Source organism: Thermococcus sp. GR6 (assembly GCF_012027415.1).
Classification (GTDB): domain Archaea; phylum Methanobacteriota_B; class Thermococci; order Thermococcales; family Thermococcaceae; genus Thermococcus; species Thermococcus onnurineus.
On record NZ_SNUM01000002.1, the window covers coordinates 475107 to 499334 of the forward strand.

Annotated in this window: 29 protein-coding genes; 15 read left to right on the top strand and 14 right to left on the bottom strand. The window is 53.0% G+C overall.

Annotated elements, in window-relative coordinates; translation table 11 throughout:
* The first annotated feature begins 43 nt into the window (after window positions 1-43).
* The 7 genes from E3E32_RS08755 (at window position 44) to glmM (ending at window position 5129) form a co-directional block, all read left to right on the top strand.
* Window positions 44-829 carry a BtpA/SgcQ family protein gene (locus tag E3E32_RS08755; protein ID WP_167710883.1) on the top strand — a complete coding sequence of 262 codons (786 nt, stop codon included), beginning with the start codon at window positions 44-46 and terminating at the stop codon, window positions 827-829.
* A gap of 103 nt (window positions 830-932) precedes the next feature.
* A complete protein-coding gene (locus E3E32_RS10205) occupies window positions 933-1058 on the top strand; it encodes a hypothetical protein (RefSeq protein ID WP_255453214.1) in 126 nt (41 codons plus the stop codon).
* A 4-nt stretch (window positions 1059-1062) separates the two neighbouring features.
* Window positions 1063-1410, top strand: a complete 348-nt coding sequence (locus tag E3E32_RS08760; protein ID WP_167731389.1) for a hypothetical protein — start codon at window positions 1063-1065, stop codon at window positions 1408-1410.
* Window positions 1394-2575 (top strand): hypothetical protein, encoded by a 1182-nt coding sequence (locus E3E32_RS08765; RefSeq protein ID WP_167731390.1) that lies wholly within the window; start codon window positions 1394-1396, stop codon window positions 2573-2575. Before E3E32_RS08760 ends, E3E32_RS08765 begins: the two co-directional genes overlap by 17 nt.
* Window positions 2572-3333, top strand: a complete 762-nt coding sequence (locus E3E32_RS08770) for a hypothetical protein (protein WP_167731391.1) — start codon at window positions 2572-2574, stop codon at window positions 3331-3333. Before E3E32_RS08765 ends, E3E32_RS08770 begins: the two co-directional genes overlap by 4 nt.
* 4 nt (window positions 3334-3337) lie before the next feature.
* The gene (locus E3E32_RS08775; protein WP_167731392.1) at window positions 3338-3721 is read left to right on the top strand and encodes a hypothetical protein; all 384 of its coding nucleotides are present in this window, start codon (window positions 3338-3340) and stop codon (window positions 3719-3721) included.
* Window positions 3722-3779: 58 nt separating this feature from the next.
* A complete protein-coding gene (gene glmM / locus E3E32_RS08780) occupies window positions 3780-5129 on the top strand; it encodes a phosphoglucosamine mutase (RefSeq protein ID WP_167731393.1) in 1350 nt (449 codons plus the stop codon).
* On the opposite strand, the gene E3E32_RS08785 is transcribed toward glmM, so the two are convergent.
* Genes E3E32_RS08785 through E3E32_RS08795 form a run of 3 tightly spaced genes read right to left on the bottom strand, consistent with a single transcriptional unit; the run spans window position 5126 to window position 7067 of the window.
* Complete coding sequence (locus E3E32_RS08785) at window positions 5126-5701, bottom strand: hypothetical protein (RefSeq protein ID WP_167731394.1); 576 nt, start codon at window positions 5699-5701, stop codon at window positions 5126-5128. The two genes, glmM and E3E32_RS08785, sit on opposite strands and share 4 nt — an antisense overlap.
* Complete coding sequence (locus E3E32_RS08790) at window positions 5698-6270, bottom strand: AAA family ATPase (RefSeq protein WP_167731395.1); 573 nt, start codon at window positions 6268-6270, stop codon at window positions 5698-5700. The genes E3E32_RS08785 and E3E32_RS08790 overlap by 4 nt, the downstream gene beginning before the upstream one ends.
* On the bottom strand, window positions 6267-7067 hold the full coding sequence (locus tag E3E32_RS08795) for a hypothetical protein (RefSeq protein ID WP_167731396.1): 801 nt from the start codon (window positions 7065-7067) through the stop codon (window positions 6267-6269). The genes E3E32_RS08790 and E3E32_RS08795 overlap by 4 nt, the downstream gene beginning before the upstream one ends.
* Before the next feature lie 133 nt (window positions 7068-7200).
* On the opposite strand from E3E32_RS08795, the gene E3E32_RS08800 reads away from it, so the two are divergent.
* Window positions 7201-7794: a hypothetical protein gene (locus E3E32_RS08800; RefSeq protein ID WP_167731618.1), complete on the top strand. Its 594-nt coding sequence runs from the start codon at window positions 7201-7203 to the stop codon at window positions 7792-7794.
* Here E3E32_RS08800 and E3E32_RS08805 read toward each other — a convergent pair.
* The 3 genes from E3E32_RS08805 to pyrB are packed head-to-tail and all read right to left on the bottom strand — an operon-like array spanning window position 7771 to window position 10768.
* Window positions 7771-9333: a D-glucuronyl C5-epimerase family protein gene (locus E3E32_RS08805; RefSeq protein WP_240910621.1), complete on the bottom strand. Its 1563-nt coding sequence runs from the start codon at window positions 9331-9333 to the stop codon at window positions 7771-7773. The genes E3E32_RS08800 and E3E32_RS08805 overlap by 24 nt on opposite strands.
* Window positions 9334-9377: 44 nt before the next feature.
* The gene (pyrI, locus tag E3E32_RS08810; protein WP_167731398.1) at window positions 9378-9833 is read right to left on the bottom strand and encodes an aspartate carbamoyltransferase regulatory subunit; all 456 of its coding nucleotides are present in this window, start codon (window positions 9831-9833) and stop codon (window positions 9378-9380) included.
* Between the two features lie 2 nt (window positions 9834-9835).
* Entirely contained in the window at window positions 9836-10768 is a 933-nt protein-coding gene (pyrB, locus tag E3E32_RS08815; protein ID WP_167731399.1) for an aspartate carbamoyltransferase, read from the bottom strand.
* Window positions 10769-10887: 119 nt separating this feature from the next.
* Here pyrB and E3E32_RS08820 point away from each other — a divergent pair, with 119 nt between their 5' ends.
* The 3 genes from E3E32_RS08820 to E3E32_RS08830 are packed head-to-tail and all read left to right on the top strand — an operon-like array spanning window position 10888 to window position 12474.
* Entirely contained in the window at window positions 10888-11778 is an 891-nt protein-coding gene (locus E3E32_RS08820; RefSeq protein ID WP_167731400.1) for a thiamine-phosphate synthase family protein, read from the top strand.
* The gene (locus E3E32_RS08825) at window positions 11775-12068 is read left to right on the top strand and encodes a VanZ family protein (RefSeq protein WP_167731401.1); all 294 of its coding nucleotides are present in this window, start codon (window positions 11775-11777) and stop codon (window positions 12066-12068) included. The genes E3E32_RS08820 and E3E32_RS08825 overlap by 4 nt, the downstream gene beginning before the upstream one ends.
* On the top strand, window positions 12055-12474 hold the full coding sequence (locus tag E3E32_RS08830) for a secondary thiamine-phosphate synthase enzyme YjbQ (RefSeq protein ID WP_167731402.1): 420 nt from the start codon (window positions 12055-12057) through the stop codon (window positions 12472-12474). Before E3E32_RS08825 ends, E3E32_RS08830 begins: the two co-directional genes overlap by 14 nt.
* A gap of 154 nt (window positions 12475-12628) precedes the next feature.
* Here E3E32_RS08830 and E3E32_RS08835 read toward each other — a convergent pair whose 3' ends face one another.
* Together E3E32_RS08835 and E3E32_RS08840 are read right to left on the bottom strand one after the other, a co-directional pair.
* A complete protein-coding gene (locus E3E32_RS08835; RefSeq protein WP_167731619.1) occupies window positions 12629-12898 on the bottom strand; it encodes a PLDc N-terminal domain-containing protein in 270 nt (89 codons plus the stop codon).
* Between the two features lie 89 nt (window positions 12899-12987).
* Complete coding sequence (locus E3E32_RS08840; RefSeq protein WP_167731403.1) at window positions 12988-14334, bottom strand: cyclic 2,3-diphosphoglycerate synthase; 1347 nt, start codon at window positions 14332-14334, stop codon at window positions 12988-12990.
* Window positions 14335-14542: 208 nt separating this feature from the next.
* On the opposite strand from E3E32_RS08840, the gene E3E32_RS08845 reads away from it, so the two are divergent.
* Window positions 14543-14998, top strand: coding sequence for an alanyl-tRNA editing protein (locus tag E3E32_RS08845; protein WP_167731404.1), 456 nt, complete (start codon window positions 14543-14545; stop codon window positions 14996-14998).
* A gap of 12 nt (window positions 14999-15010) precedes the next feature.
* Window positions 15011-16375, top strand: coding sequence for a TldD/PmbA family protein (locus tag E3E32_RS08850; RefSeq protein ID WP_167731620.1), 1365 nt, complete (start codon window positions 15011-15013; stop codon window positions 16373-16375).
* An 8-nt stretch (window positions 16376-16383) separates the two neighbouring features.
* Here E3E32_RS08850 and E3E32_RS08855 read toward each other — a convergent pair whose 3' ends face one another.
* Complete coding sequence (locus tag E3E32_RS08855; protein ID WP_167731621.1) at window positions 16384-17172, bottom strand: extradiol dioxygenase; 789 nt, start codon at window positions 17170-17172, stop codon at window positions 16384-16386.
* Window positions 17173-17285: 113 nt separating this feature from the next.
* Here E3E32_RS08855 and E3E32_RS08860 point away from each other — a divergent pair, with 113 nt between their 5' ends.
* Window positions 17286-17567 carry a hypothetical protein gene (locus tag E3E32_RS08860; RefSeq protein WP_167731032.1) on the top strand — a complete coding sequence of 94 codons (282 nt, stop codon included), beginning with the start codon at window positions 17286-17288 and terminating at the stop codon, window positions 17565-17567.
* Here E3E32_RS08860 and thrC read toward each other — a convergent pair.
* Genes thrC through E3E32_RS08885 form a run of 5 tightly spaced genes read right to left on the bottom strand, consistent with a single transcriptional unit; the run spans window position 17551 to window position 22195 of the window.
* Window positions 17551-18684: a threonine synthase gene (thrC, locus tag E3E32_RS08865; protein ID WP_167731405.1), complete on the bottom strand. Its 1134-nt coding sequence runs from the start codon at window positions 18682-18684 to the stop codon at window positions 17551-17553. The two genes, E3E32_RS08860 and thrC, sit on opposite strands and share 17 nt — an antisense overlap.
* A 7-nt stretch (window positions 18685-18691) precedes the next feature.
* Window positions 18692-19780, bottom strand: coding sequence for a hypothetical protein (locus E3E32_RS08870; protein ID WP_167731406.1), 1089 nt, complete (start codon window positions 19778-19780; stop codon window positions 18692-18694).
* A gap of 38 nt (window positions 19781-19818) precedes the next feature.
* Window positions 19819-20421 (bottom strand): archaeal proteasome endopeptidase complex subunit beta, encoded by a 603-nt coding sequence (psmB, locus tag E3E32_RS08875; RefSeq protein WP_167731407.1) that lies wholly within the window; start codon window positions 20419-20421, stop codon window positions 19819-19821.
* Between the two features lie 35 nt (window positions 20422-20456).
* Window positions 20457-21179, bottom strand: a complete 723-nt coding sequence (locus E3E32_RS08880) for an ABC transporter ATP-binding protein (protein ID WP_167731622.1) — start codon at window positions 21177-21179, stop codon at window positions 20457-20459.
* Window positions 21179-22195 carry an iron ABC transporter permease gene (locus E3E32_RS08885; protein WP_167731408.1) on the bottom strand — a complete coding sequence of 339 codons (1017 nt, stop codon included), beginning with the start codon at window positions 22193-22195 and terminating at the stop codon, window positions 21179-21181. Before E3E32_RS08885 ends, E3E32_RS08880 begins: the two co-directional genes overlap by 1 nt.
* 84 nt (window positions 22196-22279) lie before the next feature.
* On the opposite strand from E3E32_RS08885, the gene E3E32_RS08890 reads away from it, so the two are divergent.
* The gene (locus E3E32_RS08890) at window positions 22280-24223 is read left to right on the top strand and encodes a hypothetical protein (RefSeq protein ID WP_206205261.1); all 1944 of its coding nucleotides are present in this window, start codon (window positions 22280-22282) and stop codon (window positions 24221-24223) included.
* The last annotated feature ends 5 nt before the right edge of the window (window positions 24224-24228 follow it).

Sequence of the window (24228 nt, forward strand, 5' to 3'; positions counted from 1 at the left end):
AAAGTTTAATATCTCTCCTTCCAACCCTAACTGGTGGTATTCCATGGACTTTGAGAAAAAGCTCCTTATCGGGATGGTGCACCTCAAGCCCCTGCCGGGTTCATACCTCTACGATGGTGACTTTGATTCCCTCATTGAGCGGGCCATAGCGGACGCGAGAACGATTGAGGAAGCTGGCTTCGACGCGATCATGGTGGAAAACTTCGGGGACGTGCCCTTCCCGAAGTACGTTGACAAAACTACAGTCGCGTCTCTGGCGGTCGTTGCCAGGGCCATACGCGAGGAGGTTTCAATTCCCCTCGGGATAAACGTCCTCAGGAACGACGGGGTTGCAGCCTATTCGATTGCCTACGCCGTAAAGGCCGACTTCATCAGAGTGAACGTCCTGAGTGGAGTGGCCTACACCGACCAAGGGATAATAGAGGGCATAGCCCACGAGCTCGCCCGGATCAAGAAGCTGCTTCCGAGCAAAATAAAGGTCTTTGCCGACGTCCACGTCAAACACGCGGTTCATTTCGGGGACTTTGAGGACGCCTTGCTGGACACCGTAGAGAGAGGTCTTGCCGATGCAGTCGTGGTGAGTGGGAGGGCAACAGGAAAGCCCGTTGACCTAGAAAAGCTCGCCCTGGCGAAGAAAATCTCCCCCGTGCCGGTCGTAGTTGGTTCTGGAACTTCCTATGACAACCTTCCCCTGCTCTGGAAGCATGCGGATGGCTTCATAATTGGCACGTGGATAAAGCGCGGGGGGAAAGTCGAGAACGAGGTCTCGCTTGAGAGGGCCAGAAAGCTGGTTGAGCTTGTGAAAAATCTTCGGGAAAGCTTGTTCTGAATTTTCCAAAAGCCTTATTACCCATAACTGCGTAATTTGTAGAAATGCAAGCCCTGTCCCGCTTTTCTTTTCCACGAGATGGGTTTGTTGGGGAAGTGAGTATATGGGTTCGGAACCCCTCACGGGCTTCCACATTCTCGGTCCGCTGATCGGGCTTTTTCTGATCCTTGGGGCAGTGGTTCTGTTCTTGGTGTTCCTGAAGTGGTTCTGGAGGTGGCTCAGGAGATGAGATTATGAAAACATTCAGGCCGGTTTTGGTGGTCATTTTCTTAGGCTGGCTACTGATAGGGTCTATGGTGGCCTCCGGGGAGACATCTGAACCCTACGCGCGCCCTCCACCGAGTGATTCTGAGCTCGCGGCCCTAAACCTCAAACTGACATCTGGATACACCATGCTGGGCACTGCTGAGGCCTACAGTCTTGCTGAGTTTGTGTTTGCCTGCAGGGAATCTGATATATACAACGAAACCCACAAGTTTGAGCTTTGGATGGGCTATTTTACCAACACCAGTAAGGAAAGGGAGTACTTTGAGAGCATCTTAGATGGATGGAAATCCTTCAAGGATGAGCTACCAGATTGATGGGGTCGATGGTTCATCCGACTTTAAGTGGACTGTGTTCAGAAGGACGATAACCTATGAGTGCCTCTCCTCAAGCTGTGAGAAGTGGTGGAATGACCATCCAGAACAGGTTCCCATTCCAGAGATCGCCGTGAGCTACATCGTCATCGAAGGACCATATATAATCCGGGCTTACGGGTGGTACTACGACGGGGATCCCTCGTGCGATGCCGGGTCAATACTCCCGAAGCTTATCAACAAATACCTGAACACTGTACCCGGCAACAGGTTTTCGCTACCTATCCCCAGCGGCGGAGCTGACGTGTCCTCTAGTGTACCGGATAATGAGGGCGTTGCTATTCCATCCACCTCTACTGAAACGGAATTGGAACCCCAAACTGCGGGCAACTCATCCCATTTTAGGAAGTCAAACGTCACCTTAAGCCCTGAGGCAAAGGCCAGGATGGATGAGACAATGAAGAAGCTTCAGGCACTCAGCGGCGGAAACGTGGAAGTAATACGCATCAAAACGCCCGAGGGGGAGCTGATCAAGGTCATCAACAAGGATGTCGGTGGTGCGAAAGGAACCGCCTTGAGCTTCAAGCTGAAGTACTACGGAAACAAATACGTCCTCGATAAAACCGTCGACTCCTCCATTGGGGCACTCGATGGGCTTCTGGAGAGGTACTCCGTGCCGGTTGTTGGTCTTTTCAAGGACTACATCAAGGCCAACAAGGACAACGAGCTCTTCCAGGGAGAAGATGCCGTCAGGAAGACTGCACTTGATTTACATGTTAACGGGAGGAGCGCTTCACTCTACAACGACATGAGCGGCATCGAAGAGAGGGAGCTGAAGCTCTCGCCGGGTAAGAACTTGGCACCGAGCAACCCCGCGACCAAGCCAATCGAGTTAACAATCCAGTCGCTTGGTATAGCCGTCAAAAAGGCCGTGGCCCAGGACTATGCGTGGGAGTTCAGAAAGACCGCTGAGACAGCGGTTCGCTACAAAAAGCTCGGCTGGAAGTACAAGGACATCATAGCGGCTACCATACGGGACATGATGGAAGAAACTAGCTATGATCGTAGAACCCAGACCCTCAACGCCCAGTCCAGGGGAGAGTACAGAGACCAGGAAGCGCGGATACGGTTCTATATCAACAAGCTCTTCGAGGAGGGGAGGATATGAAAGGTTGGGCATTTCTTTTAATCCTGCTCCTTTTCGGGGGCTACCTCTACCTCAACGGCTACGTTAAAGTCCCGGACAACCTTGGACCGGATAACATCCCAGGCTTTAACCCTAATGGCTCATCTTCGGATGACCCACAGGGTCAGTATACAAACTCGGAGGCTTCATCCTTGAGGGATGCGGTTATCTCAATGGGTATCCCGGATGCATATGTCTCGCTTTCGAGCGAGAGAACACTGGTTCGGCTGGAAACACCTGCGGTCAACGAGAACCTTGCCGGGATTCTCTATGCAGTGGCTGAAAGGGCCTATGAATCAAATCCTGCTAAAGAAGTCCGTGTCGAGGCTTACTATCTTGGTGAGCCCGTAGTGGCATTGACGGTTAGAAACGGTGACTTTTCGAATCCGGAACTTGAGGACATCAGGACGCAGGAGTTTCGAGTTGAGAGCGATCTGGGAATCTTTGATGTAATTATTACCAACGTCTCAATCACCAACGAAAGTACAGGCGTTACGTTGGAGTACCTGGCTGACAGGGACGGTTTCTGGAAAGACTACTTTGCCATGTCATTCCTCATCCTTGAAGATGTTCCATGGGTGGAGACTGTCTCCATAACATACCTGGCTGACAACGGGACGGTGACGCTCTCAATGTCCTCAGAAGATTTGTTGCGCCTTCAGAAAGGAGATGTAACTACTGAGGAACTTCCTGGACTCGTAACGGTTAGTTCCTCCAGTTTGACAGCTGAGAAGGGGTGAAAAAATGGGACTGCTAAAGAAGCTTATCATCGGCTTTTTTCTTCTAATCGTTATTGGCGTAGTCGCTGTTTTTGGTGTTCAGTACTACTACCTCAACGCCTACGACCAGGTCTTGGTTGAGGGCAAGACCGAAACGGTTTCTGGAGACGTCTTCTATCTTTCGAATGTCCTCGAGCCGGGCAAGTACTACATCACTGCTGAAAGCGAGGGGACTGTTGAGAAGATAGTGATACTCGACGAGAACGGCAACGTTCTGACTGAATCTGAAATGGAGAGCATGATCTACGGCTCAAGCCAGCCCTTCCAGGTTAGGGTGGACTACAAGGCGCCGATGAATGTCGATAGCTACGAGGTCAAGGTGGCCATATACAGGCTCGTGAAGAAGTGACGAAAGGGTTATATTTTGCCCATTCTACTTTTCTCCATCATTTTCACGGGTGGTTCTCATGGGGAAGTACTTCGGCACAAGCGGCATCAGGGAGATCGTCAACGAAAAGCTGACTCCAGAGCTTGCTCTGAACGTCGGAAGGGCGCTGGGCACCTACCTCGGCGTCGGAACCGTTGTCGTCGGCAGGGACACGAGGACGAGCGGCGGGATGCTCAAACGGGCGTTAATAAGCGGACTTCTATCAACTGGTGTTGACGTCATCGACATAGGCCTCGCACCTACCCCGCTCACCGGTTTTGCCATCAAGCTCTACGGGGCTGACGCAGGGGTTACAATAACCGCCTCCCACAACCCTCCCCAGTACAACGGCATAAAGGTCTGGCAGCCCAACGGGATGGCATACACGCCAGAGATGGAGAACGAGCTTGAGGCGATAATTGATTCCGGGAACTTCAGAAAGGCCGCGTGGAACGAAATTGGAAAGGTTAGAACGGCCGACCCTAAGAAAGAATACCTTAGAGAAGCGCTGAAGATAGTGCACCTTGATAATTCTTACACCGTTGTAATCGATTCTGGAAACGGTGCGGGTTCTATTCTCAGTCCTTACCTCCAGCGCGAGCTTGGGAACAAGGTTATCAGCCTTAACTCTCACCCCAGCGGTTTCTTCGTGAGGGAGCTTGAGCCGAACGCGAAGAGCCTGTCAATGCTGGCAAAGACCGTCAAAGCCATGAAAGCGGACGTCGGAATAGCCCACGACGGTGACGCCGACAGGATTGGTGTGGTCGACGACGAGGGCAACTTCGTGGAATACGAGGTGATGCTCTCGCTTATCGCGGGCTACATGCTCAGGAAGTTCGGGAAGGGTAAGGTAGTTACAACCGTCGATGCCGGCTTTGCCCTAGATGACTACATCAAGCCCCTTGGCGGTGATGTTCTGAGGACGCGTGTCGGTGACGTTGCGGTGGCCGATGAGCTTGCCAAACACGGCGGAATTTTCGGCGGCGAGCCCTCGGGAACGTGGATAATCCCCCAGTGGAACCTCACCCCCGATGGTATCTTCGCAGGAGCTCTCGTTCTTGAGATGATAGATAGGCTCGGCCCGATAAGTGAACTCGCCAAGGAAGTGCCGCGCTACGTTACGCTCAGGGCCAAGATTCCGTGTCCCAACGGAAAGAAGGCAAGGGCCATGGAGATAATCGTCCACGAGGCGCTGAAGTCCTTCGACTACGAGCGACTTATAGACATCGACGGCGTCAGGATTGAGAACGGTGACTGGTGGATTCTCTTTAGACCGAGCGGAACGGAGCCGATAATGAGGATAACCCTCGAGGCCCACACCGAGGAGAAGGCGAAAGAACTGATGGAGAAGGCCGAGAGGCTGGTAAAAGACGCAATAGCGAGGGCTTAGTTCCTAAGAGCTTCTTTTACCCTCTCAATACTATCCTCGATATCCTCCTTATCGAACTCGACGTAAACTGCCTCCGGGAACCTCGCCATTAGGATTTCAAACAGTATTCCGGGCATCTGGACGAGCCTGAAGTTCTGCTCAATCACCAGCTCCTTCGAGCGCTTCAGCCTTTCCTCCTTGCTCAGGTAGAAGAACTCCTGGACAGTCTTGTAGGGATAGCTCTCCGGGTCACTCGAGCTCGTGTGGAAGATGCCGCACGTTGGGGAACCCCTGACTCCAAGAAAAACCACTTTCTCAGGCATCTCCTCAGTCAGAACCCGGCCTATGAAATCGGCTATCGTTTTTGCCTTCTCTACCATCCCGAGGTGCATGTAAGCTTCCCTGCTCATGGGCGGTCTTGGCCAGCCTATCAGCTCGTATTCGGGGCATGGGTAGGCCAGAACCTGCCACTCATCGCCAAGCTGAGCGAAAAGCCTTCTCAGCTCCTCAGCCGTCCTGTACTCCTTCTCCTTCGGACCCCTATAGACGTAAAACGGGCTGAGCAAACAGGGAGCAATGATGAGAAGCTTCATCCAACCACCTCTTTAATGATCTTCTCAACCCTTCGACGGAGCTCCTCTAGAGTTCCCTCGTTCACCACCACGTAATCCGCCATGTCCTTCAGCTTTGAAGTCTGGTACAACTCCTCTTCGGCGTCGTCCATCCTCTTAAAGTCCTCGAAGCTTTTGATGCTCTTATCCTTTCCTGCCTTCCTCCGTACCAGCCTCTCGAACCTTATCTCAGGCTTTGCCTCGACGTAGATGACCTTTCCCCCAAAGCGCTTTATCGCCTTGATTTCCTCCCGGGAGCGGACGCCATCTATGATTATGTTCTTGCAGTGCCTCTTCTTGTCTATGGCGAGCCTGATGAGTATATCGCCGCCGTATTTGTCTTTAAGATACTTACCGAACTCTATCAGCCTCTCTCTTGTGGGCTCGGCCTCCTCAGGCAGCTCCGGAATCCACGAGTAGTCCTCGACGTTGTGGGTGAGCAGGTCTATAAGCGGATCACTGCAACTGACTCTACAGAAGCCCCTCTCCTCAAAGAACTTCGCCACCGTTGTCTTCCCGGCCGCTATCTTGCCAACCACGCCGACTATCATCGCCGCCACATCCTCCAGATTAAGTTAGCACCGTCCGTTGATTCCATCAGGCCCTCATAGGTCAGGTCTATTACAAAATCCACGAGGGCCTTTTTATCGTACACCACGGGCTTCTCGAAGCCAAACAGGTACTTCAGCTCGAAGAAGCCTATGTGGAGGAAGCGGAAGGGATTGAGGAGTGCTATTCCGTCTTTAAACTTCAGATCAAATGGAAAATCGGCCAGAACAAGCTTTGCTTTCCTCTCCTTTGCGAGGTTCAGGAGCTTTTCCTCGTCCGGGAAGAGAACTTCGATTGGTTCGCCCTCAATTGGCTCGTATTTCATCTTCGGGAACGCGTAGCGTATTCCGACGGCCTCGTATGGGAGGTTGAGCCTCTCTGCGAAGCCGAGCAAAGCCTTTGCGTTGAAGCTGAGGAAAACGAGCGTTTTTAGGTCTCCTTCAACTTCGGGCCACTTTCTCGGCGGGAAGTTTAGCTCGGCCTCGATTATTGGTAGGAGAAACTCAAGAGCAGTCCCTTTGACGAGCTCCACGTTTTTCCTCAGCTTCCTCCGCTTTATCTCGAGGTCAAGATTTGAGTAAACGGTTACCTGCCTGACGCCGAGCCTTTCCTTCAGCTTTCCGATGACGAAGCTGTTGCCTATGACGACGCTCTTGTCGGTTCTATCGTGGGCTATAATGAAAAGCTTGTCTCCTTCGGGGTTGTAGCGAACTTCGTCTATCCTGAATGGGCTATTGGGAAATCCATTTTCTAACCTGATTTCTCTCACGAGCTTGGTTATCTCTTCAACGCCTATCATCGAACCACCTTTTAGCGTCCCTATTTTGGCCGGCCGGTTTTTAAGGATTCTTTTGGAGGTTGTCCTCGCGAGTGTTTCATATTGGGAACAAAAATTTATAAATTGTGGAACAAACTTCGGGCTGGTGATGAAGATGAGGAGTCTCAAGCCCAAGGAGATAGCGGTAATAGGAATTATGCTCGGTCTTTCGCTGATGCTTGAGGTCATGCCAATAGAGATGCCCACCATATGGGGCATGAAGATAGACCTCGTTGCAGTCCCGATTGTTATGGTCTACCTCCTCGTGGGTTTCACCGGGGGACTGATAGCGCTTTTCCTGCTCTTCGTTGGGCTGAGTATAATTTCCCCGTCAAGCTGGCTCGGAGCCAGTATGAAGGCCACCGCGACCCTGGCGGTTCTAATCGGCCTTGAAATAGCGAAGAGAGCAACGCGCTTTGACATCGAGAATGCATCCCCGAACAGAATTGTCCTCTTCGCCATCGTTGGCTTTCTCGCTGGAATAGCCATCAGAATACCCCTCATGGTGGCCCTCAACTACTACTACGCCCTCCCCATATGGCTCGGCGTTCCGAGGGAGGCAGTGATAAGCACCGTTGAGAAGTGGACGGGTGTTCCCTTCTGGGTTGCGATAGGGCTTCCAAACGCGGTACAGAGCGCCATAGATGTTTTCGTTGGTCTGGCGGCAACGCTGCCCGTGTTGAGGTCACTTCCCCATCTCCTTGAGTAGCCGGGGAATGTTCTCTGGCTCTAGTCCTCTTTCTTTTAGATATTCGTTCCACTTCTCCGCGTACTCCAGGAAGGTCTCGTCGCCTGTTTTCATGTAGAGCCAGACGAGGAGCTTTATGTGCAGCCTGTGGTAGAACTCGCTCGAGGAGTCGTAGATGCTCGCGTACCTGCTCCAGTCCCCGGTGTCAAAATCAGGCAGGGCTTTTTTGACGCTCATTGCACCCTCCCAGAAGAGATTGTAAGCCCTCTCGTCGCCGGTGACTTTCCAGTAGTGGTACAGCCCCTGGAGAGCTATTATATGGCCGTTCAGAACGAGTTGCTCCGGGTAGTAGTTGTACTCCAAGTACCAGGGGCCATATTTCGTCTGGACAACGAAGCCGTTCTGACCGAGCGGGAGGTCGAATGAGTTCAGGAAGAGCCTTGCGGTTTCGAGATAAGTTTCGTTTTCAGTGAGGTTGTATGCCAGTGCATAAAGCCCTGCCGCCATGCCCTGGGCGTAGCCTGAAACCCACGGGACGCTCGCGTTCTGGAAGTGGAAATAGATGTGGAAGACAGCGTATTCGGTGCCGCTGTACCTTCCGTAGGTGGCGAACGGAAGAAGCTCGTCCAGGATTTCGAGCATGACATCGTAATTGCCTCTCTCGTAGTATATCTCCGCCCAGTGGAGTGCCGAGACTGGGTATAAGTTGAAGCCCCTCGCGGGGTAGTAGATTAAGGGCAGCCTGCTCCAAATCGGGCCGTCCTGGACTTTGAGTGCACCGTAGTAGGGGGAGTCATTGAAGAAGACAAGGATCAAGTCTTTCCTTCCCGGCTTGCTCCAGTGGGAGTAGTAATAATCCGTGGCCCTGAGGCCCAGAACTAGAGTCCTGACTGCGGGCCCATCGAGGCTGCCAAGCTTGGCCATCAGGCCGAGTGTTTTGATGTGGTAGCTTAAATCCCTGTATGCCTGCAGGTAGCTCAGGTTCCCGGTTTCCTTCCATAAGTTAAAGTACTTCTCCCTCAGCTCTTTGTTGACCGTGAGCTCGGTGGGAAAGCCTGCCCGCTCAAGGATATCCCATACGGCTGTGGAATCCTCGAGAAATATGATGGTCGGCACGTCCCGGCCGATGACGCCGCTGAGCTTTTCGTCGAGCCTCATAACAAAGATGCCCGGCTCGTGGACGGGCTCCAGCGTTATCAGGTAGGTCTTTCCGGTCTCTGTGCTTACGGTTACTTTTCCACTGACATCAAATTCGACACCGTTCCAGTTGATTGCCCATCCTTTAATCTTGAACACAACCCTTCCGGGCGCTCCAGTGTATGCCAGCATTGGAACGTTGGTCTCGTTTATCTTTGCATTACCAATCTCGATATTAAAAAGAGCCATCTCAAAGGCGGCGTTTTCGTTTTCAATCATTGCGTATACCCTAATATCTCCATCGTTTTTTGTGCTCTGGGTTCTGGTGAAGTCCGTCTTCGATGGGCTTCCCCGATAAACGAATCCGGCTATGCTCACGATGAGGATGAACGCAACTACTAACGCCGCAACGTTTCTTTTCATACCACTCACAATTAAAAAATAGGGGCGGGGATTATAAGCCTTTCTCAGAGGTTGCTCAGAATCTCGTCCTCCTCCATCGTCCTCTCGCAGTAGTGACAGCGCACCTTTAGTGGTCTCTTCGAGACGATGTAGAACCTCGAAACGACGTGCTCGTGGTTGCTCACGCAGTTGGGGTTGGCGCAGCGGAGGATTCCCACTATTTCGTCCGGAATCTCCACGTTGAACTTCTCCGCCACCTTGTAGTCCCTTACGATGTTAACCGTGGCGGTTGGCGCGATGAGCGATATCTTGTTGACCTCCTCCTCGCTCAGGAACTTGTCCTCGATTTTAACGATGTCCTTCTTGCCTAGCTTCTTGCTGTGGACGTTTGAGGCAAGGAGCAAAACTCCCCCGTTAGGCCTGTTTAGGCGGAGTATCTCGATGACCTTGAGGCCCTTTCCGGCCGGAATGTGGTCTATGACGGTTCCTTCCTTAATCGCGGTGACCTTGAGCTCGGCCATCTTTATCCCTCCAGAACTCCAAGAGTGAGTCCGAGCAAAGCCATTCTAACCGGAACGCCCGAGAAGACCTGGCGGAAGTAGAGGGCGTGGGGTGTCCTGTCAACCTCTGGATGTATCTCGTCGACCCTTGGGAGCGGGTGCATTATCTTGAGGCTCTCCTTTGCGTTCTTCAGAACGGCGCAGTTCACCTGATAGCTCCCCTTGACCTTGAGGTACTCCTGTTCGTCGGGGAAGCGCTCCCTCTGGATCCTCGTCACGTATAGGACGTCCAGCTCGGGAACCGTTCCCTCCAGATCTGTCGTCTCGTGGACCTTAACGCCCTTCTCGCGTAGCTCATCGACTATATGCTTGGGCATCCTTAGGAGTTCCGGTGAGATGAGGTAAAGCTCGACGTCGTAGAAAGCTAAAGCTTCCGCCAGACTATGCACCGTTCTTCCGTACTTCAAATCACCAAGAAGGCCTATTCTGAGGCCGTCTATCCTCCCGAAGGCGCGCTTTATAGTGTAGAGGTCGAGGAGAGTCTGCGTGGGATGCTGGTTGCTTCCATCGCCGGCATTGATGACGGGGATTTCAGCCACTTCGGCGGCGAGTCTTGCCGCACCCTCCATCGGGTGGCGTATAACTATTACGTCGCTGTACTGCTCAACCGTTTTTATGGTGTCGGCTAAACTCTCCCCCTTTTTGACGCTCGTGCTTGCCGCGGAGGAGAATCCTATCACAGAGCCTCCGAGGCGATGCATCGCGCTCTCGAAGCTCAGCCTCGTCCTCGTCGATGGCTCGAAGAAGAGCGTGGCTAAAATCTTGCCCCTTGCGTACTCAAGATGGCCTTTCTCGTTGAGCTCCCCCTCAATCCTCTCGGCAATCTTCAAAACGAACTCGATGTCTTCCTTGGAGAAGTCCCTAACGCTTATCACGTCACGTCCTTTCCATTCCATAAGTGCCCTTCTGATGTAAAAATTGATTAGTTTTTAAACATTTTTTGACATAAATTTGTTGACAGTAATGCTTTAAACTCTGGTTCGAATTTTCAATAACCGGGTTTTAGGGTGGTAGCATGAGGACGCCGAGCCTCTATATTGCCGAGGAACTCATGCCATTCCTCAGGGCCAAGATAGCTGAAAGCCTGTACAAAAGCGGCATGAAGCAGGTTCAGATTGCCGAGTACCTCGGTATAACCCAGGCGATGGTGAGCAAGTATCTTGCCGGTAAGTACAAAGTTCCGCCAAAGAAAGTCGCGGACGAGCTTGAAAAGCTGGCCTCAGAAGTGTCAAAGCTCATACTCTTCGGGGGAAGCAGAGAAGACGCCATAGTTCTCACTTCCCGCAGGTTCTTCGAGCTCTTCCAGAATGGCTTTCTGTGCAGGTTCTATGCTGAGTATGCTGGAGTAAGTGAGGAATCCTGCCGCTCGCTCTTCTCGGCCCAGCCCGCTAGGGGAGAAATCCTTGAAATGCTCAATCTGGCCCTCAACGAATTGCTTAGAGATGAGACGTTTCCCTCGCTGATTCCTGAGGTTAGGAGCAACTTCGCCTATGCTCTTCCCAACCCAAGAGGCTCAGAGGACGTTGCTGCTATCCCGGGTAGGATAACCTCCGTCAAAGGAAAAGCCTTCGCACTGCCCCCAGAGTTCGGTGCAAGCAGCTTTACAGCCGGGATACTCGTTGAACTTGGGAAAATACGACCTGAAATCAGGAGCGTCCTGAACATAAGGTACGGTGAGGATGTGGAGAATGCCCTCAAAAAGGCTGGCTTTAAGGTCGCAAGGGTTAAAACCGGTGGACTGAGTGAGGATGAGGCTGTTAAGAGGATCGCGGCGGTTTTCAAGGATGGAGCCTACGAGGCCATCATCGACGAGGGTGGCTTCGGCGTCGAGCCCGTCGTTTACTTCTTCGGGAAGGACCCCGTCGAGGTTGTAGAGAAGCTCAAAAGGCTGGTGGAACTCCTTTGAGGCGAAAACTCCTTGCTTTTTACATACTTCTGCTCCTCTTCCTCAATCTAGCCCCTAGGATTCCTTCCGCTCCGGTTGAAAATGGCGACAAACTCGCACACTTTGCCGAGTTCCTAATTCTAGGTTTTCTGGGCTGGCCCCTCTGGCGTTACCTCACTCCCCTGCCCTTTCTCCTTGAGTTTCTCCAGCTATTCGTCCCGGGCAGGACTTTCTCGCCCTACGACATGGCCGCAAACCTAATAGGCTTTGCCCTTGGAGTTCTCTTTGGGTGGTGGTATGAAGGTCGTTAAGAAAGAGCTCCATTTCTCAACGAAGGGTGAGATTGATCTCATTGACATAACTCATGATGTCGAGAGAATTGTCGAGGAGTCGGGAATAAAGAACGGCCAGGTTCTTGTCTTTGTTCCTGGTGCAACTGGGGCGATAGTTACAATAGAGCACGAGTCGGGTCTCTTGGAGGACTTCAAGCGAGCTTTGAGGGAGCTGGTACCCAAAGGTAGAGACTACCTCCATGATAGAATCGACGACAACGCCCATTCCCACCTGAGGGCAACCCTGCTCGGCGCGAGCGAGTGCTTCCCCGTCGTTGACGGCAGGCTCCTCAGGGGGACGTGGCAGCAGATATTTTTCGTTGAGCTGGACGTTAGGCCGAGGAAGAGAAAGGTCGTTGTCCAGGTTATGGGGGGTGATTTATAAAGGCTGAGAACTCCTCTTTTCAACCATTTATGGACCTTGAGAAGAGCAAGTTCTAATTATAAGGGGGTAATAACCCGCCCAAGTTCATTGACTCCGCCTTCGGCGGTGCTCCCCGGGCAGGGATAGTTGGGTGTCATGCCTAAAAGGCTTCCGGTCAGTAAACCGGAATGTCCTCGTTGGATTTGGGGCTTTCCTCCCTCGGCTCCTCATACTTGTGGCTGGACTTAACGATAACGTAGTAGATTATCGCGCCTATTATTCCGAGGAAGAGTGCTACAATGATCCATACCACCTTCTCAACGTCGGGCATGCGTTTCTGGTTAACCAGCACGTCGTAGATCACCCACACAATCGCGACAAGGCCTAAAATGCCCAAAATCCATCCAAATCCCCATAGGGCAAAAAATATTCCTGGTTCCATCATGGCATTCACCAAAGATTGAGTGGATCTCTTTTTATAAAAAGATTACTTTTGACTGGTAGTATGGAAAAGAAAACGGGAGATTAAGAAGCTCACTTCTTGAGCTTCTCGCACTTTTCGACGAACTCCTTGAGGATGTCCTTGAGCTTCGGCTCGCCGATCTCCTCGAGCTCGTACCTGACGCGGACTGCCGGCTTGTTGAGCTTCATGACGCGCCTGAGGTCGATGGGGGTGCCCATGATGACGACGTCAGCGTCGGCCCTGTTGATGGTCTCCTCGAGCTCCTTGATCTGCTTGGCACCGTAGCCCATTGCTGGGAGGATGACGTCAAGGTGGCTGTACTTCTTGTAGGTCTCGATGATTGAGCCGACGGCATAGGGCCTCGGGTCGATTATTTCCTTAGCTCCGTACTTCTTGGCGGCTATGTAACCAGCACCGTACTTCATGCCGCCGTGGGTGAGGGTCGGACCGTCCTCGACGACGAGAACGCGCTTGCCCTTGATGAGCTCTGGCTGGTCGACATAGAGCGGTGAAGCTCCGTCGATGACGATGGCGTTCGGGTTGACCTTCTCGATGCTCTCCCTGACCTTCTGGATGTCGTCCCTGTTGGCGGTGTCTATCTTGTTGATGATTATGACGTCAGCAGCCCTGAAGTTGGTCTCACCTGGGTGATACTTGAGCTCGTGGCCAGGCCTGTGGGGATCGGTGACGACTATCCAGAGGTCTGGCTCGTAGAACGGGAAGTCGTTGTTTCCGCCGTCCCAGAGGATTATGTCGGCCTCCTTCTCGGCCTCGCGGAGGATCTTCTCGTAGTCAACTCCAGCGTAAACGATCATGCCCCTGTCGATGTATGGCTCGTACTCTTCCCTCTCCTCGATGGTGCACTCGTGCTTGTCGAGGTCCTCGTAGCTGGCGAAGCGCTGGACGATCTGCTTCCTGAGGTCGCCGTAGGGCATCGGGTGTCTTATGGCGACGACCTTGTAGCCCATCTCCTGGAGGAGCTGGGCAACCTTTCTCGAGGTCTGGCTCTTTCCACAGCCGGTTCTGACGGCGGTAACCGCTATAATCGGCTTGCTGGACTTGAGCATGGTGCTCTTCGGGCCGAGGAGCCAGAAGTCAGCGCCAGCGGAGTGAGCGCGAGAGGCGAGGTGCATGACGTGCTCGTGGGAGACGTCTGAGTAGGCGAAGACAACGATATCAATGTTGTGCTCCTTGATTATCTTCTCAAGGTCGTCCTCACTCCATATCGGTATTCCGTTCGGGTAGAGCTCGCCGGCAAGCTCGGGTGGGTAGAGTCTGCCCTCTATGTCGGGAATCTGGGTTGCGGTGAAAGCAACGACCTCGTACTCGGGGTTGTCCCTGAAGAAGACGTTGAAGTTGTGGAAGTCCCTTCCGGCGGCACCGAGAATGAGTACCCTCTTTCTCTTCTTTTCGGCCATGTTAACCACCTCAAAAGTTTTTAGGTTGGCACTGATGTATCGTTCTTGACAGTTATAACGGTTTTTGTTGAATAATGCAAGTTCCTTGCGGGAATTATTCGGTGAGGGCATTTATGAACTGAAAAACATTCAAACCAGACTGAATAATCCCTGTTTCAGTTTACCCGTAGCTTTAATAAACATATATTCCAACCTATTAGGGTGCCTTATGGAGCCAGTTGAGGTTAGAACTCACACCGCCCTCCACGTGGTCAAGGGTGCGGTCGTTAAAGTTCTCGGCGAGGGCGCTAAGTGGACGGCGAGCGTTTATGTTGGTGGGAACCATGGAAGGTTAACCGTCAAGTTCGACAGGAAACTAACTCCCGAGGAAGTAGCAGAGATTGAGCGCCTCGCCAACGAGAAGGTAAAAGAAAACGTTCCAATTCACATCTATGAGCTTCCGAGAAAGGAGGCCGAGAAAAGATTTGGTGAGGATATGTACGACCTCTTTCCGATACCGCCAGAGGTCAAAACGCTCAAGGTTGCCGTCATCGAGGATTGGAACGTCAATGCCTGCAACAAGGAGCACACGGCAACGACGGGCGAAATAGGGAGGATAAAGATAAGGAAGGTTCGCTTTAGGAAGAGCAAGGAGCTTTTGGAGATAAGCTTTGACGTGGTGTGAGGTGGGAGCGTGATCGACCGCCTTGAGAGAGCCCTCAGGCGGGCGGAGCGGTTTAAGGTAGAGTATGCTGAGCTTAGATTTGAGAGCATCAGTCTCCTAACTCTCGACTACAGAGACGGTAGATTCGATGCCTTCTCTAGGAGATTGAGGGAAGGTGTTGCAGTTAGGGTTCTGGCTGATGGTGCTTGGGGTTTTTCTTCGACGAGCAGGCTTGATAATCTTGAAAGAGCCATTGAGGGAGCTTACAAGCTTGCTAAGGCGGCAGCCCAAACCAAGAAAGAGAAGATTGAGCTGGCTGAGGTAAAGCCCGTCCAGGACTTCGTGAAGAGCAAGATGAAGATTAAACCCGCCCAAATAGATGTCGAAGAGAAAGTCGCCCACGTTAAGGAGCTGGGTACCCTGCTGCTGGAAGATTCCACCGTTAAATCAGTCTGGATTCACTACGAGGATGCGGGCGGAAGGAAGGTTCTGGTGACGAGCGAGGGAGCAAAAATCGAATGGGACTACAACTACCTCTTTCAGATGGCAACTGCCGTTGGCCGGTCCGGCAACATTGTCGCCTCCGCCGGAGACAACATCGGGAGCGTCGATGCCGGCTGGGAGATTTTTGAGAGGAATCCCAACGAAGAGGTTGCCAGGAGAATCTTGGAGCGTCTCCGTCCGCAGTTTTATGCTGTTCGGCCGAAGAGGGGCGAATGGCCCATTGTGCTCTCCCCAAAATTCTCGGCGCTGATAGCCCACGAGGCTCTCGGTCATCCAGCGGAGGCCGATTTGACCGAGAAGTCATCTTTCAAAGGCTTACTCGGTCAGAGGATAGCCCCAGACTTTGTGAGCATGAGCGACGGGCCGATGGAGAACGGCTTTGGAAACGATAAGTACGACGATGAGGGCGTTCCGGTCAGGAAGGTGGAAATTCTGAAGAATGGCATCCTGAACGAGCTTATGGTTGACAGGGAACGGGCTTTCAGGCTGAACATTGAGCCGAACGGGCATGCAAGGGCCGAGAGTTACCTTAATCCTCCGAAAATCAGAATGAGAAACACCTTTTTCGAGCCCGGAGACTGGAGCTTTGAGGAGATGCTTGAGGACATCGAGTTTGGATACTACCTTGTCCTTCCGAGGGGAGGACAGGCCCAGCTCAACACCGCTTTCCAGGTCGGTGTTGCCCTCGGTTACACGATAAGGAGTGGAGAGCTGGCAGAGCCGGTAAAAGACACTTCCATAACTGGAATCGCGATTGAGGCCATCAAAAAGATTTCAGCCGTTGGAAAGGACTTCGGTTTCGCCTTTGGGGCATGTGGAAAGGGTGGACAAATGGCCTGGGTCAGCTCCGGAGGTCCGCATATGAGGTTCGACGGCGGCATTTTAATAGGTTAAGAAAGAGACTAAGTCCTTACGTAGAGCGCCGCCCCCATACCGAAGTAGCTCGGGCAGGCGTAGGCGGTGATTTTGAGCTCCATTGGAACCTTTCTCAGCGAGCCGAGCATTATCAACAGCTGCCAGTAGCTGTCGGGCAGGGCCTTTCTTATGAGCTCATTGTCGATGTTCAGAAGCTCTTCCAGTCTGTCCTCGCGAATGAGCCCCATAATGAGTTCGTCGTACTCCTTCGATTCGGGGACGTAGCCATAGGGGCCGTTTGGATCGTGAGCATGCCCGTGGTCGGCGCTGATTATAAGGGCGACCTTCTTCTCGTAGTCTTCGAGAACCTCAGCAAGAACCTCGCCGAAGCGGACGAGGATCTCTCTCGGCACTTTCCTCGCTGGCGTTACGAGGACAAGCGGCCTCTTTTCGAGAAAGTGGAGGGGTATTAGTTCTCCCCACGTCAGCGGGAAGCGGGAATACTCGCCGCTCAGGGCAGCGAAGTTGATGTCAACCACCGGAATGCCTTCGGCTTTAGCCTTCTTGTAGATCCTTCCAGCCAACTCGCGGTCAGTGTCGTATTCTCCTGGAAGCTCAACGCCCGCAAAACCGAGCCACGAAACGAGGTGTTCGGTCATTATAATGCCGAGATGGTCGCTCATTCTGACGTTGTGCGGACTGACCAGAACGTAAGCTTCCACTCCAGAGAATGTCCTTCCGATTTCCTTCAGCGTCTCGGCGAGCTTTTTCGTCTTTTTATCCTTCGGGTCAAGAACGTCGTTGCCGTGGGGCATCATGGCGACTCCGCTGAGCATTGCCACCACCGGTTTCGAAGTATCCTGGTCGATTTATAGGCCTTGCTGCATATTGATGTGCCCTAGTGTCCTTGTTCAAAAGTTTTTTAAACTTTTACTTGAAAGTAAAAGTGGTGTTACCGATGGATTTCGCGCTCTTCATGGAGCGCTACGGCTACGAGATTCTCCTTCGTGTCATGATTCTATCGGCGTTTGGGATAATAGCTGGTCTCTTCGCGTTTTGGGGCTATTTCACCGGTGGAATAGCCCCTCTACTCGTGGGAGTGTATGCCTTTCTGATGGCCGGCATGGGAAAGCTCTACCTGTTCCTCTTCGCCGAGAATCCTAGGAAAATGGAGAGCGAGAACGAGTTGAACAGGGAGAGGGGCAGGAAATTCTTTATGAGTCGCTTTTGAGACATCCCTCAAGCTTTTCAAGCTCGCACTCCTTAACGCTTCTCCCCTCTATTTGAGAAATGGTTTTCAGGCCGGAACCGGTGAGGATTGAGACAACTTTCGCTTCCTCGGGGATGTTGAGCTTTTTGAGGGCGGCTATTCCTGTCGCGCTCGCGGGCTGGACGAAGAAGCCTTCTCCGGCGAGTTTCTTTTGTGCCTTCAGAATCTCTTCGTCGCTAACAGTCACGCACTTTCCGCCCAGCTCACGGAGAAGCTTAAGGACGACGTTCCCGCTTGGGGGATAAGGATTCTCTATGGCATGGGCTATCGTCCGTGGAGTCTCAAAGCGCTCTATCCTCTCTTTCCCTTCAGAGAAAGCCCTGCATATAGGCGAGCAGCCCTCTGCCTGAACCGCTACGAGCGTTGGGACCTTATCAATCAGTCCGCTCGCGAAGAGCTCGAGGAAGCCCTTTGCTATTCCTCTGAAAAGTCCGCCAGATGAGGTCGGAATCAGAACGTAGTCGGGCGTTAGCTCCTCGGCGATTTCGAAGGCGATGCTCTTATACCCATCCACTCTGAAGGGGTTGTCCGAGTTCATGAAATAGATGCCGAGCCCTTTTCCGAGTTCCAGACTCTCGAAGTAGAGCCTTCCGTAGTCGCCCATTACTCTTATCACGTCGGCTCCATAGACGGATACGGCCTTGAGCTTCTCATCGCTCGCGCTCCCTGAGACGAGTATCTTGGCTTTCAGGCCCGCTCTTGCGGCGTAGGCTGCAACGCTCGCCGCCATGTTGCCGGTCGATACAGTCCCAACGGCTTTGTAGCCGACCTTAACTGCGTAGCTCATCGCCAAAAATGTTCCCCTGTCCTTGAAGCTCCACGTTGGATTGGCTGTCTCGTTCTTGAGGTAGAGCTTTACGCCGAGCTCTTTGCCAAGCTTCGACCTAATCAGCGGAGTATCCCCCTCACCGAGGCTCAGCTCGAGGTTTGGCTCGACCGGCCAGAAGTCGTAAAAGCGCTCCCAGACACTCTTTGCTATGTACGGCTCGCCGTGGAAGAGCTCGAACTCAACGGGCTCGCCGCACTCACACCTCTGAACCGGTTCGGTGTATTCTTTCCCACACATTGGACACTTCATCTTCACACTACTCCCTCCTCTCGGCGATGAGGAGAACGGAATCTCCCTCAATCCTTATCGTGTAGTTCGCATAGGTGTTGCCTTTGGCCAGCTTCTCGAGGGCCTCTCCAAAGGCTTTCGCGCTCTCCTCGTTGGAGAAGATTACCTTCCACTGGAGAAGATAGCCGCTTGCGTTTTGAGTCAAAAGCAGTCTGTCGCCGCGCCAGGTCGAGGAAATACTCCACGCAGTCTTGTTGTCGTAGCCGTGGTCTCTCAGGAGGATGTAAGCGTAGAATTCGCCCATCCTGTCGTCCTTCAGAACCCGAGAGCTCTCCGGAATGTTCAGCGTGACGTTTACCGGCGCGATGTTCTCGAGGTAAAGCTCAGGGTGCATAACCTGCTGGGTTGAGATAGGATAGCGGCTGTAGGCTTCATTCACAAGCTCCCAGTTACCTTTCTCGTAGAGGTACCTCACGAACCTGTCACCAAAGAAGTAGGAGAATATGTTGATGTCCGTGAGCGGATTCTCGCTCAGGGAGCGTATCTTGTGGATTGGAATCCCGTTCCTCTCGCAGTAGAGATCCGCCACGAGATCAGCGTCGCCCTCAACGAGCGCCCGTACAGCCAGAGTTGCATCAAAAGTGTCGGCACTGTATTTGGCGTCGAACCACTGCTTCTGGAGGACGTGAACCGACTCGTGGGCTATCGTTCTCTTTGCGACGTCGAGGCTGGCCATGAAGTTCTCCTGAATGATATATATCCTGTCTCCCATCGTTGCCGCTATCCAGTTGGCTCTCCTTTCGGTCTCTTCCTTGATGTACTGGTAATCTGGAGGGAGCATCAATGTCATCTTGTAAGTGAGCTCCTCGATTTTCATCCTCTCCACGTCGGCTTTTGAGGGTTTCCACATAGCGAGGGCCTCGCTCTCGGTGATCACTATTATCTGGGGCATCTCCTTGAAGGTGAGGTTCCTTATCTCCTGAACCTGGTCGAGGATTTCATTTACCTGCTCAAGAACGATGTTGGGGGTAACAGTCACCCTTTCGGCCCCGTAGAGTGCAAGAATGAGGAGCAGGATGAGTGTTATTGATACAAGCTGTTGAGTCCTATCTTTCATATGACCAGCTCGAAAAGGGAATTAAAAAGAGCTTTGGTTCAATCATTGAACTCGACGAACTCCTCCGTTATGCCTTCCTTTGTTATGACAACGACCTGGATTTTCCTGCTTCCCGTGTAAACGTCCCTCTTTCCGGCGGTTCTTACCGCTCTAACGGCAAGCTCCTTGGCTTCTTCAATGCTCATGTCCTTTTTGTAGCCGTCTTCGAGGACGGCTATCGCGAAGGGGCTTCCTGAACCCGTTGCCGTATAGTCGTCGAATATCAGTCCGCCAAGGGGGTCGAGGTTAGCTAAAGTTGGTTCCTCAACGTAGCCGCCGAGGATTATCTGAACCAGGTATGGGAACCACTTGTTCCCGTTGAGGATGTTGCTCAGCAGGTTGGCCATTGCCTTCGTGCTCATTGGTCTGCCCCACGTAAACTGGTAATAGCGCGCCTCTGCCTCGAGCATTCTCGCCAAGGCCTGAACGTCGCCGACGCTCCCGGCGGTTGTTATGGCTATCCTGTCGGTGATCGGGATTATCTTCCTGATGTTGAGCGTTTCGACCATGTGGTCGAGCGAGGCCTGAGTATCGGCCGCGAGGACGATACCATCCTTGGCCTTTATTCCCACAGTGGTGGTGCCGGTCTTCTTCGTTTCCATTCTCTCACCTCTGCTCCATATTCTCACCGGACGTTTTAAACTTTTGCGAGCTCAGGAAGGACTATCCTGTGGCCGCTTACCTCGACTATTTTGGCTTTCACGCCGTAAACTTCCCCCAGAACTCTCGGGCTCAGCTCTTCGGGCTTTCCCTCCCAGCGCTTCTCTCCTCTGTGGAGGAGAATCAGTCTGTCCGCGTAGCGGAGCGCTAAATTCAGGTCGTGGAGAACCGCTATCACAATTTTCTCATTGCTAAGTTCGCGGAGCAGTTCCATTACCTGGAGTGCATGGTTGATATCGAGGTGGGAAGTAGGTTCGTCGAGGAGGATAACGTCGCTGCCCTGAGCTAGGGCCCTCGCTATCAAGGCGAGCTGGTACTCACCACCGCTCAGGTTGGTTATCTGCTCCTTTCTGCGTCCCCACAGGCCCACCTTCTTCAAAGCTCCCTCGACGTCGCCCCTGGTCGCGTAGGTTCCGAGTTCGACGAACTCCTCTATCGTGAAGGCAAACTCCGGATAGGAGCTCTGCGGCACGTAGGTTATCAGCTTCGCTCTTTCCTTGGGCTTGAGGGAGAGGACATCAATCCCGTTGAGCTTTACGTGGCCGATGGGCTTGAGTATTCCCACCAGGGACTTCAGGAGCGTTGATTTTCCCGCCCCGTTGGGACCGATTATCGCGAGCAGCTCACCCTTATCTGCCCTAAACTCGACGCTCTTCAGAACCTGCCTCTCGCCGTAGGAGAAGGAAACGCTCACATCCATCATGAGTACAGCTCCCCCCTCTTGTGCTTCATCAGGAGGTAGAGGAAGAATGGTGCCCCCATCAGGGCGGTGATTATTCCCACCGGAAGCTCGGTTGGCTTCGCCACGGTTCTCGCGAGAAGGTCAGCCATCACCAGGAGGACTCCACCGAAGAGCGCCGACGCCGGAGTGAGTTCCCTGTGGTTGGGGCCGAGAATGAGACGTACTATGTGGGGACTGACGAGGCCGACGAAGCCGATTATTCCGGCAGTGGAGACGGCAAAGGCAGTTAGAAGTGCTATAACTCCAATGAACAGCTTTCTGTAAAGGTGCACGTCCAGACCTAGCGCTATGCTTTCCTCGCCGAAGAGTATTAGATTCAGCTCGCGCCACCTCGAGAGGAGAAATCCAACCCCAAACAAGGCGATGATGAACATCTCTCCCACGTCGTCCCAGTCAGAGCCATTGAAGGTCCCCATGAGCCACATCCACGTCACGTGGGCCTTTTCCCCCTGGCTTATGACGAGGTACCATGTTATCGCACTCGCTAAGAAGCCGTAAGCTATGCCAGCCAGGAGAAGCGTATCGACCGGGATGTGACCGTCAACTTTGGAAACAGAATAAACGACGAAGACAGAGATGATAGCAAAAACCAGTGCAAAAGCTCCCATATGCGCCGGCGCGTATATGGCGGCAAGCGCGGCCCCTATTCCGGCACCAGCACTTACGCCTATTATGTACGGGTCAGCTAGCGGGTTCTTGAAAAGTGCTTGGGAAGCGACTCCGGCCGAGGCCAGGCTCATCCCGACGAGGTAAGCCAGCAGAACCCTGGGCAGGCGGAGCTTCCAGATGATGATGAAGTACTTTGGCTCCTCCCCCGCCTCAATCGAAGGGAATAATCGTGCGAGGACAGATTTTATCCCGTAATATATGCTCCCAGTGACGTCGGAAGGACTCACGTTTACCGAGCCGATGTAAACGCCCAGGAAGCAGGCGATAATGGAGAGAGTTATCAGCGCGGGGAGCCACTTCTTCATGGCCGTGGATTATTTGTCCACCCGTTTAAAGCTTTCGGGCTAAGTATAAATAGTTCGGACGCGATATTCTATAGGGTGATCATGATGACAAATAGACTCCTTGCGGTTTTTACGGCACTGCTGCTGCTCGGTGCCCTTTTACCGTCCGCATCTTCTGTGGTCATAGTTACAGGTCCGCGTCCGCCCCTCATAATTGTGGGCAATATCCCCAGTAACTTCGTCGTTGGTCCTTATGAGGAATACACCGTGTACTTCTACGTGGCGGACGACTTTGGACTTGGGGATGTCAGTGCTTACTACCGGGTAAACGGGGGTGAATGGCGGCCGGCGTACGCTAAAACAGCAGCCGCTGGCGAGAATTGGTCAATCTATCAGTCAATAATAAATCGTTTTTACGGTGAGACTCAGAACTTCTACGTCTTCTACCGTAAGCTCAACATTCCCGGTGCGGCTCCTGGAACAAGGATAGACTTCAAGATTGAGGCCACCGACGTTGAGGGCCACACTTCGGTGAGCCCTGTGTATACTTACTACGTCACCAACCCAGCCGGACCGAAGGTTCTGATAGTTGACCCCTCCGTCGAGGCGATGGCCTTCGAGCGCTCTCTGGATTCCCTGATGCTTCAGTTTAACCTCTCCAGGGAGTTCTACCACTACAACCTCTCCGACTTCGAGGCCATAGCAGAGCCACTTGCCGAGCTGAAGGCCTGGATGTTCACGGAGCACCACTGGGAGGCCCTTGCGGGGAAGTACAACATCAGGATAGTTTCCCCCGATGAGCTAACTGAGGCGCTCAATGAGTTCAGACCCGAAGTTGTGATTCTGTCCAACCTGTGGCTTCCGGAATGGGGTCTCTCAGTGGAGCAGATGGCCGAGCTGGAGAACTACCTTGAGGTCAACCATGCCGGATTGATAGCCACCGCTGGCACACTCTTTGATGCCACCAACCCCCAGCACGTTGGGGGCATTGATGGTGGCCCGAGCGTAGCCAGGATGGTCGGTCTGGAACTCCTTCCTGTGGCGGAAAGTGCCAGAGGCGCTCTCAATCTCACCAGCGTCCCGGTTATAATCCCCCACATTAACACGGGCTATTCTCTTATCCTTTCGGAGAAGGAGCCCTTCGCAGGAGGCAGGGTTGGTGCTAACGTCTATTCCACGGCCGGCTGGCAGTACATCCTCCCATCCGTTCAGTTTGGTATAGCCAAGAGGAGCGTTATGCGCTTTGCCAGCGAGAACGGTCTGAGGATGCGGGAGATGGGAGACGTCGTTAAAAGCTTCACAGGGCTTCAGTTCAACTTTTCTATGGCAGCTTCCCTCTCACTCGCCGAGGCCATCAGCCAGATGAGGGTCTCTGACGATAGCATTTCACTGAGCTTTGGCAACTCTTCAGCGGAGCTCACCCCGGACAGAAGGGTTCTCGAGCGCATAAGATTCCTCCATAGCATCAGGGAATACATGCCCGTGCTACTCGCTCGCACAGGGGACTACAGCGGGGGGATACTCGCGAAGGAAGGTGATTACAGAGCAGTTTACATCTCCCTTGAACTAGAAGCCGGCGGAGAAGAGGAACTCGCTATCCTCAAGAATCTAATCGACTGGACGCTTGACTACGAACCGCCCCAGATGCCTGAGGTGGTCATACTCTCAAACGACATCGACTGGGGCATAAGGGGCACTCTGCTGGCCTCTCAGCTAGAGGCTCTTGGCTTCTCCGTTAGGCGCGTCACTGCCGACGAATTTGAGACCTACAAGCGGGGCAGAATAATAGTCATCTTTGGCGGTCCGGAGGCCTACGACGGCGTTGGCTCTTACGTACAGCAGGCTCTAAGCTTGGAGGAGCAGAACGCGATAATAAACGGCGAGGCCGGGATGTTCATCAAGACCGACGTCTGGGCCGAGGGACAGGTCGTCATCGTCTTGGCCGGGCAGGACAGATGGGGAACGAGTAGAAAAATAAAGGCCTACCTGGAGGGTCTGGATCCGGCTTACGCCGAGCTCCTGGCGGTATTCAACGCTGCCGTGTCCTGAACCTT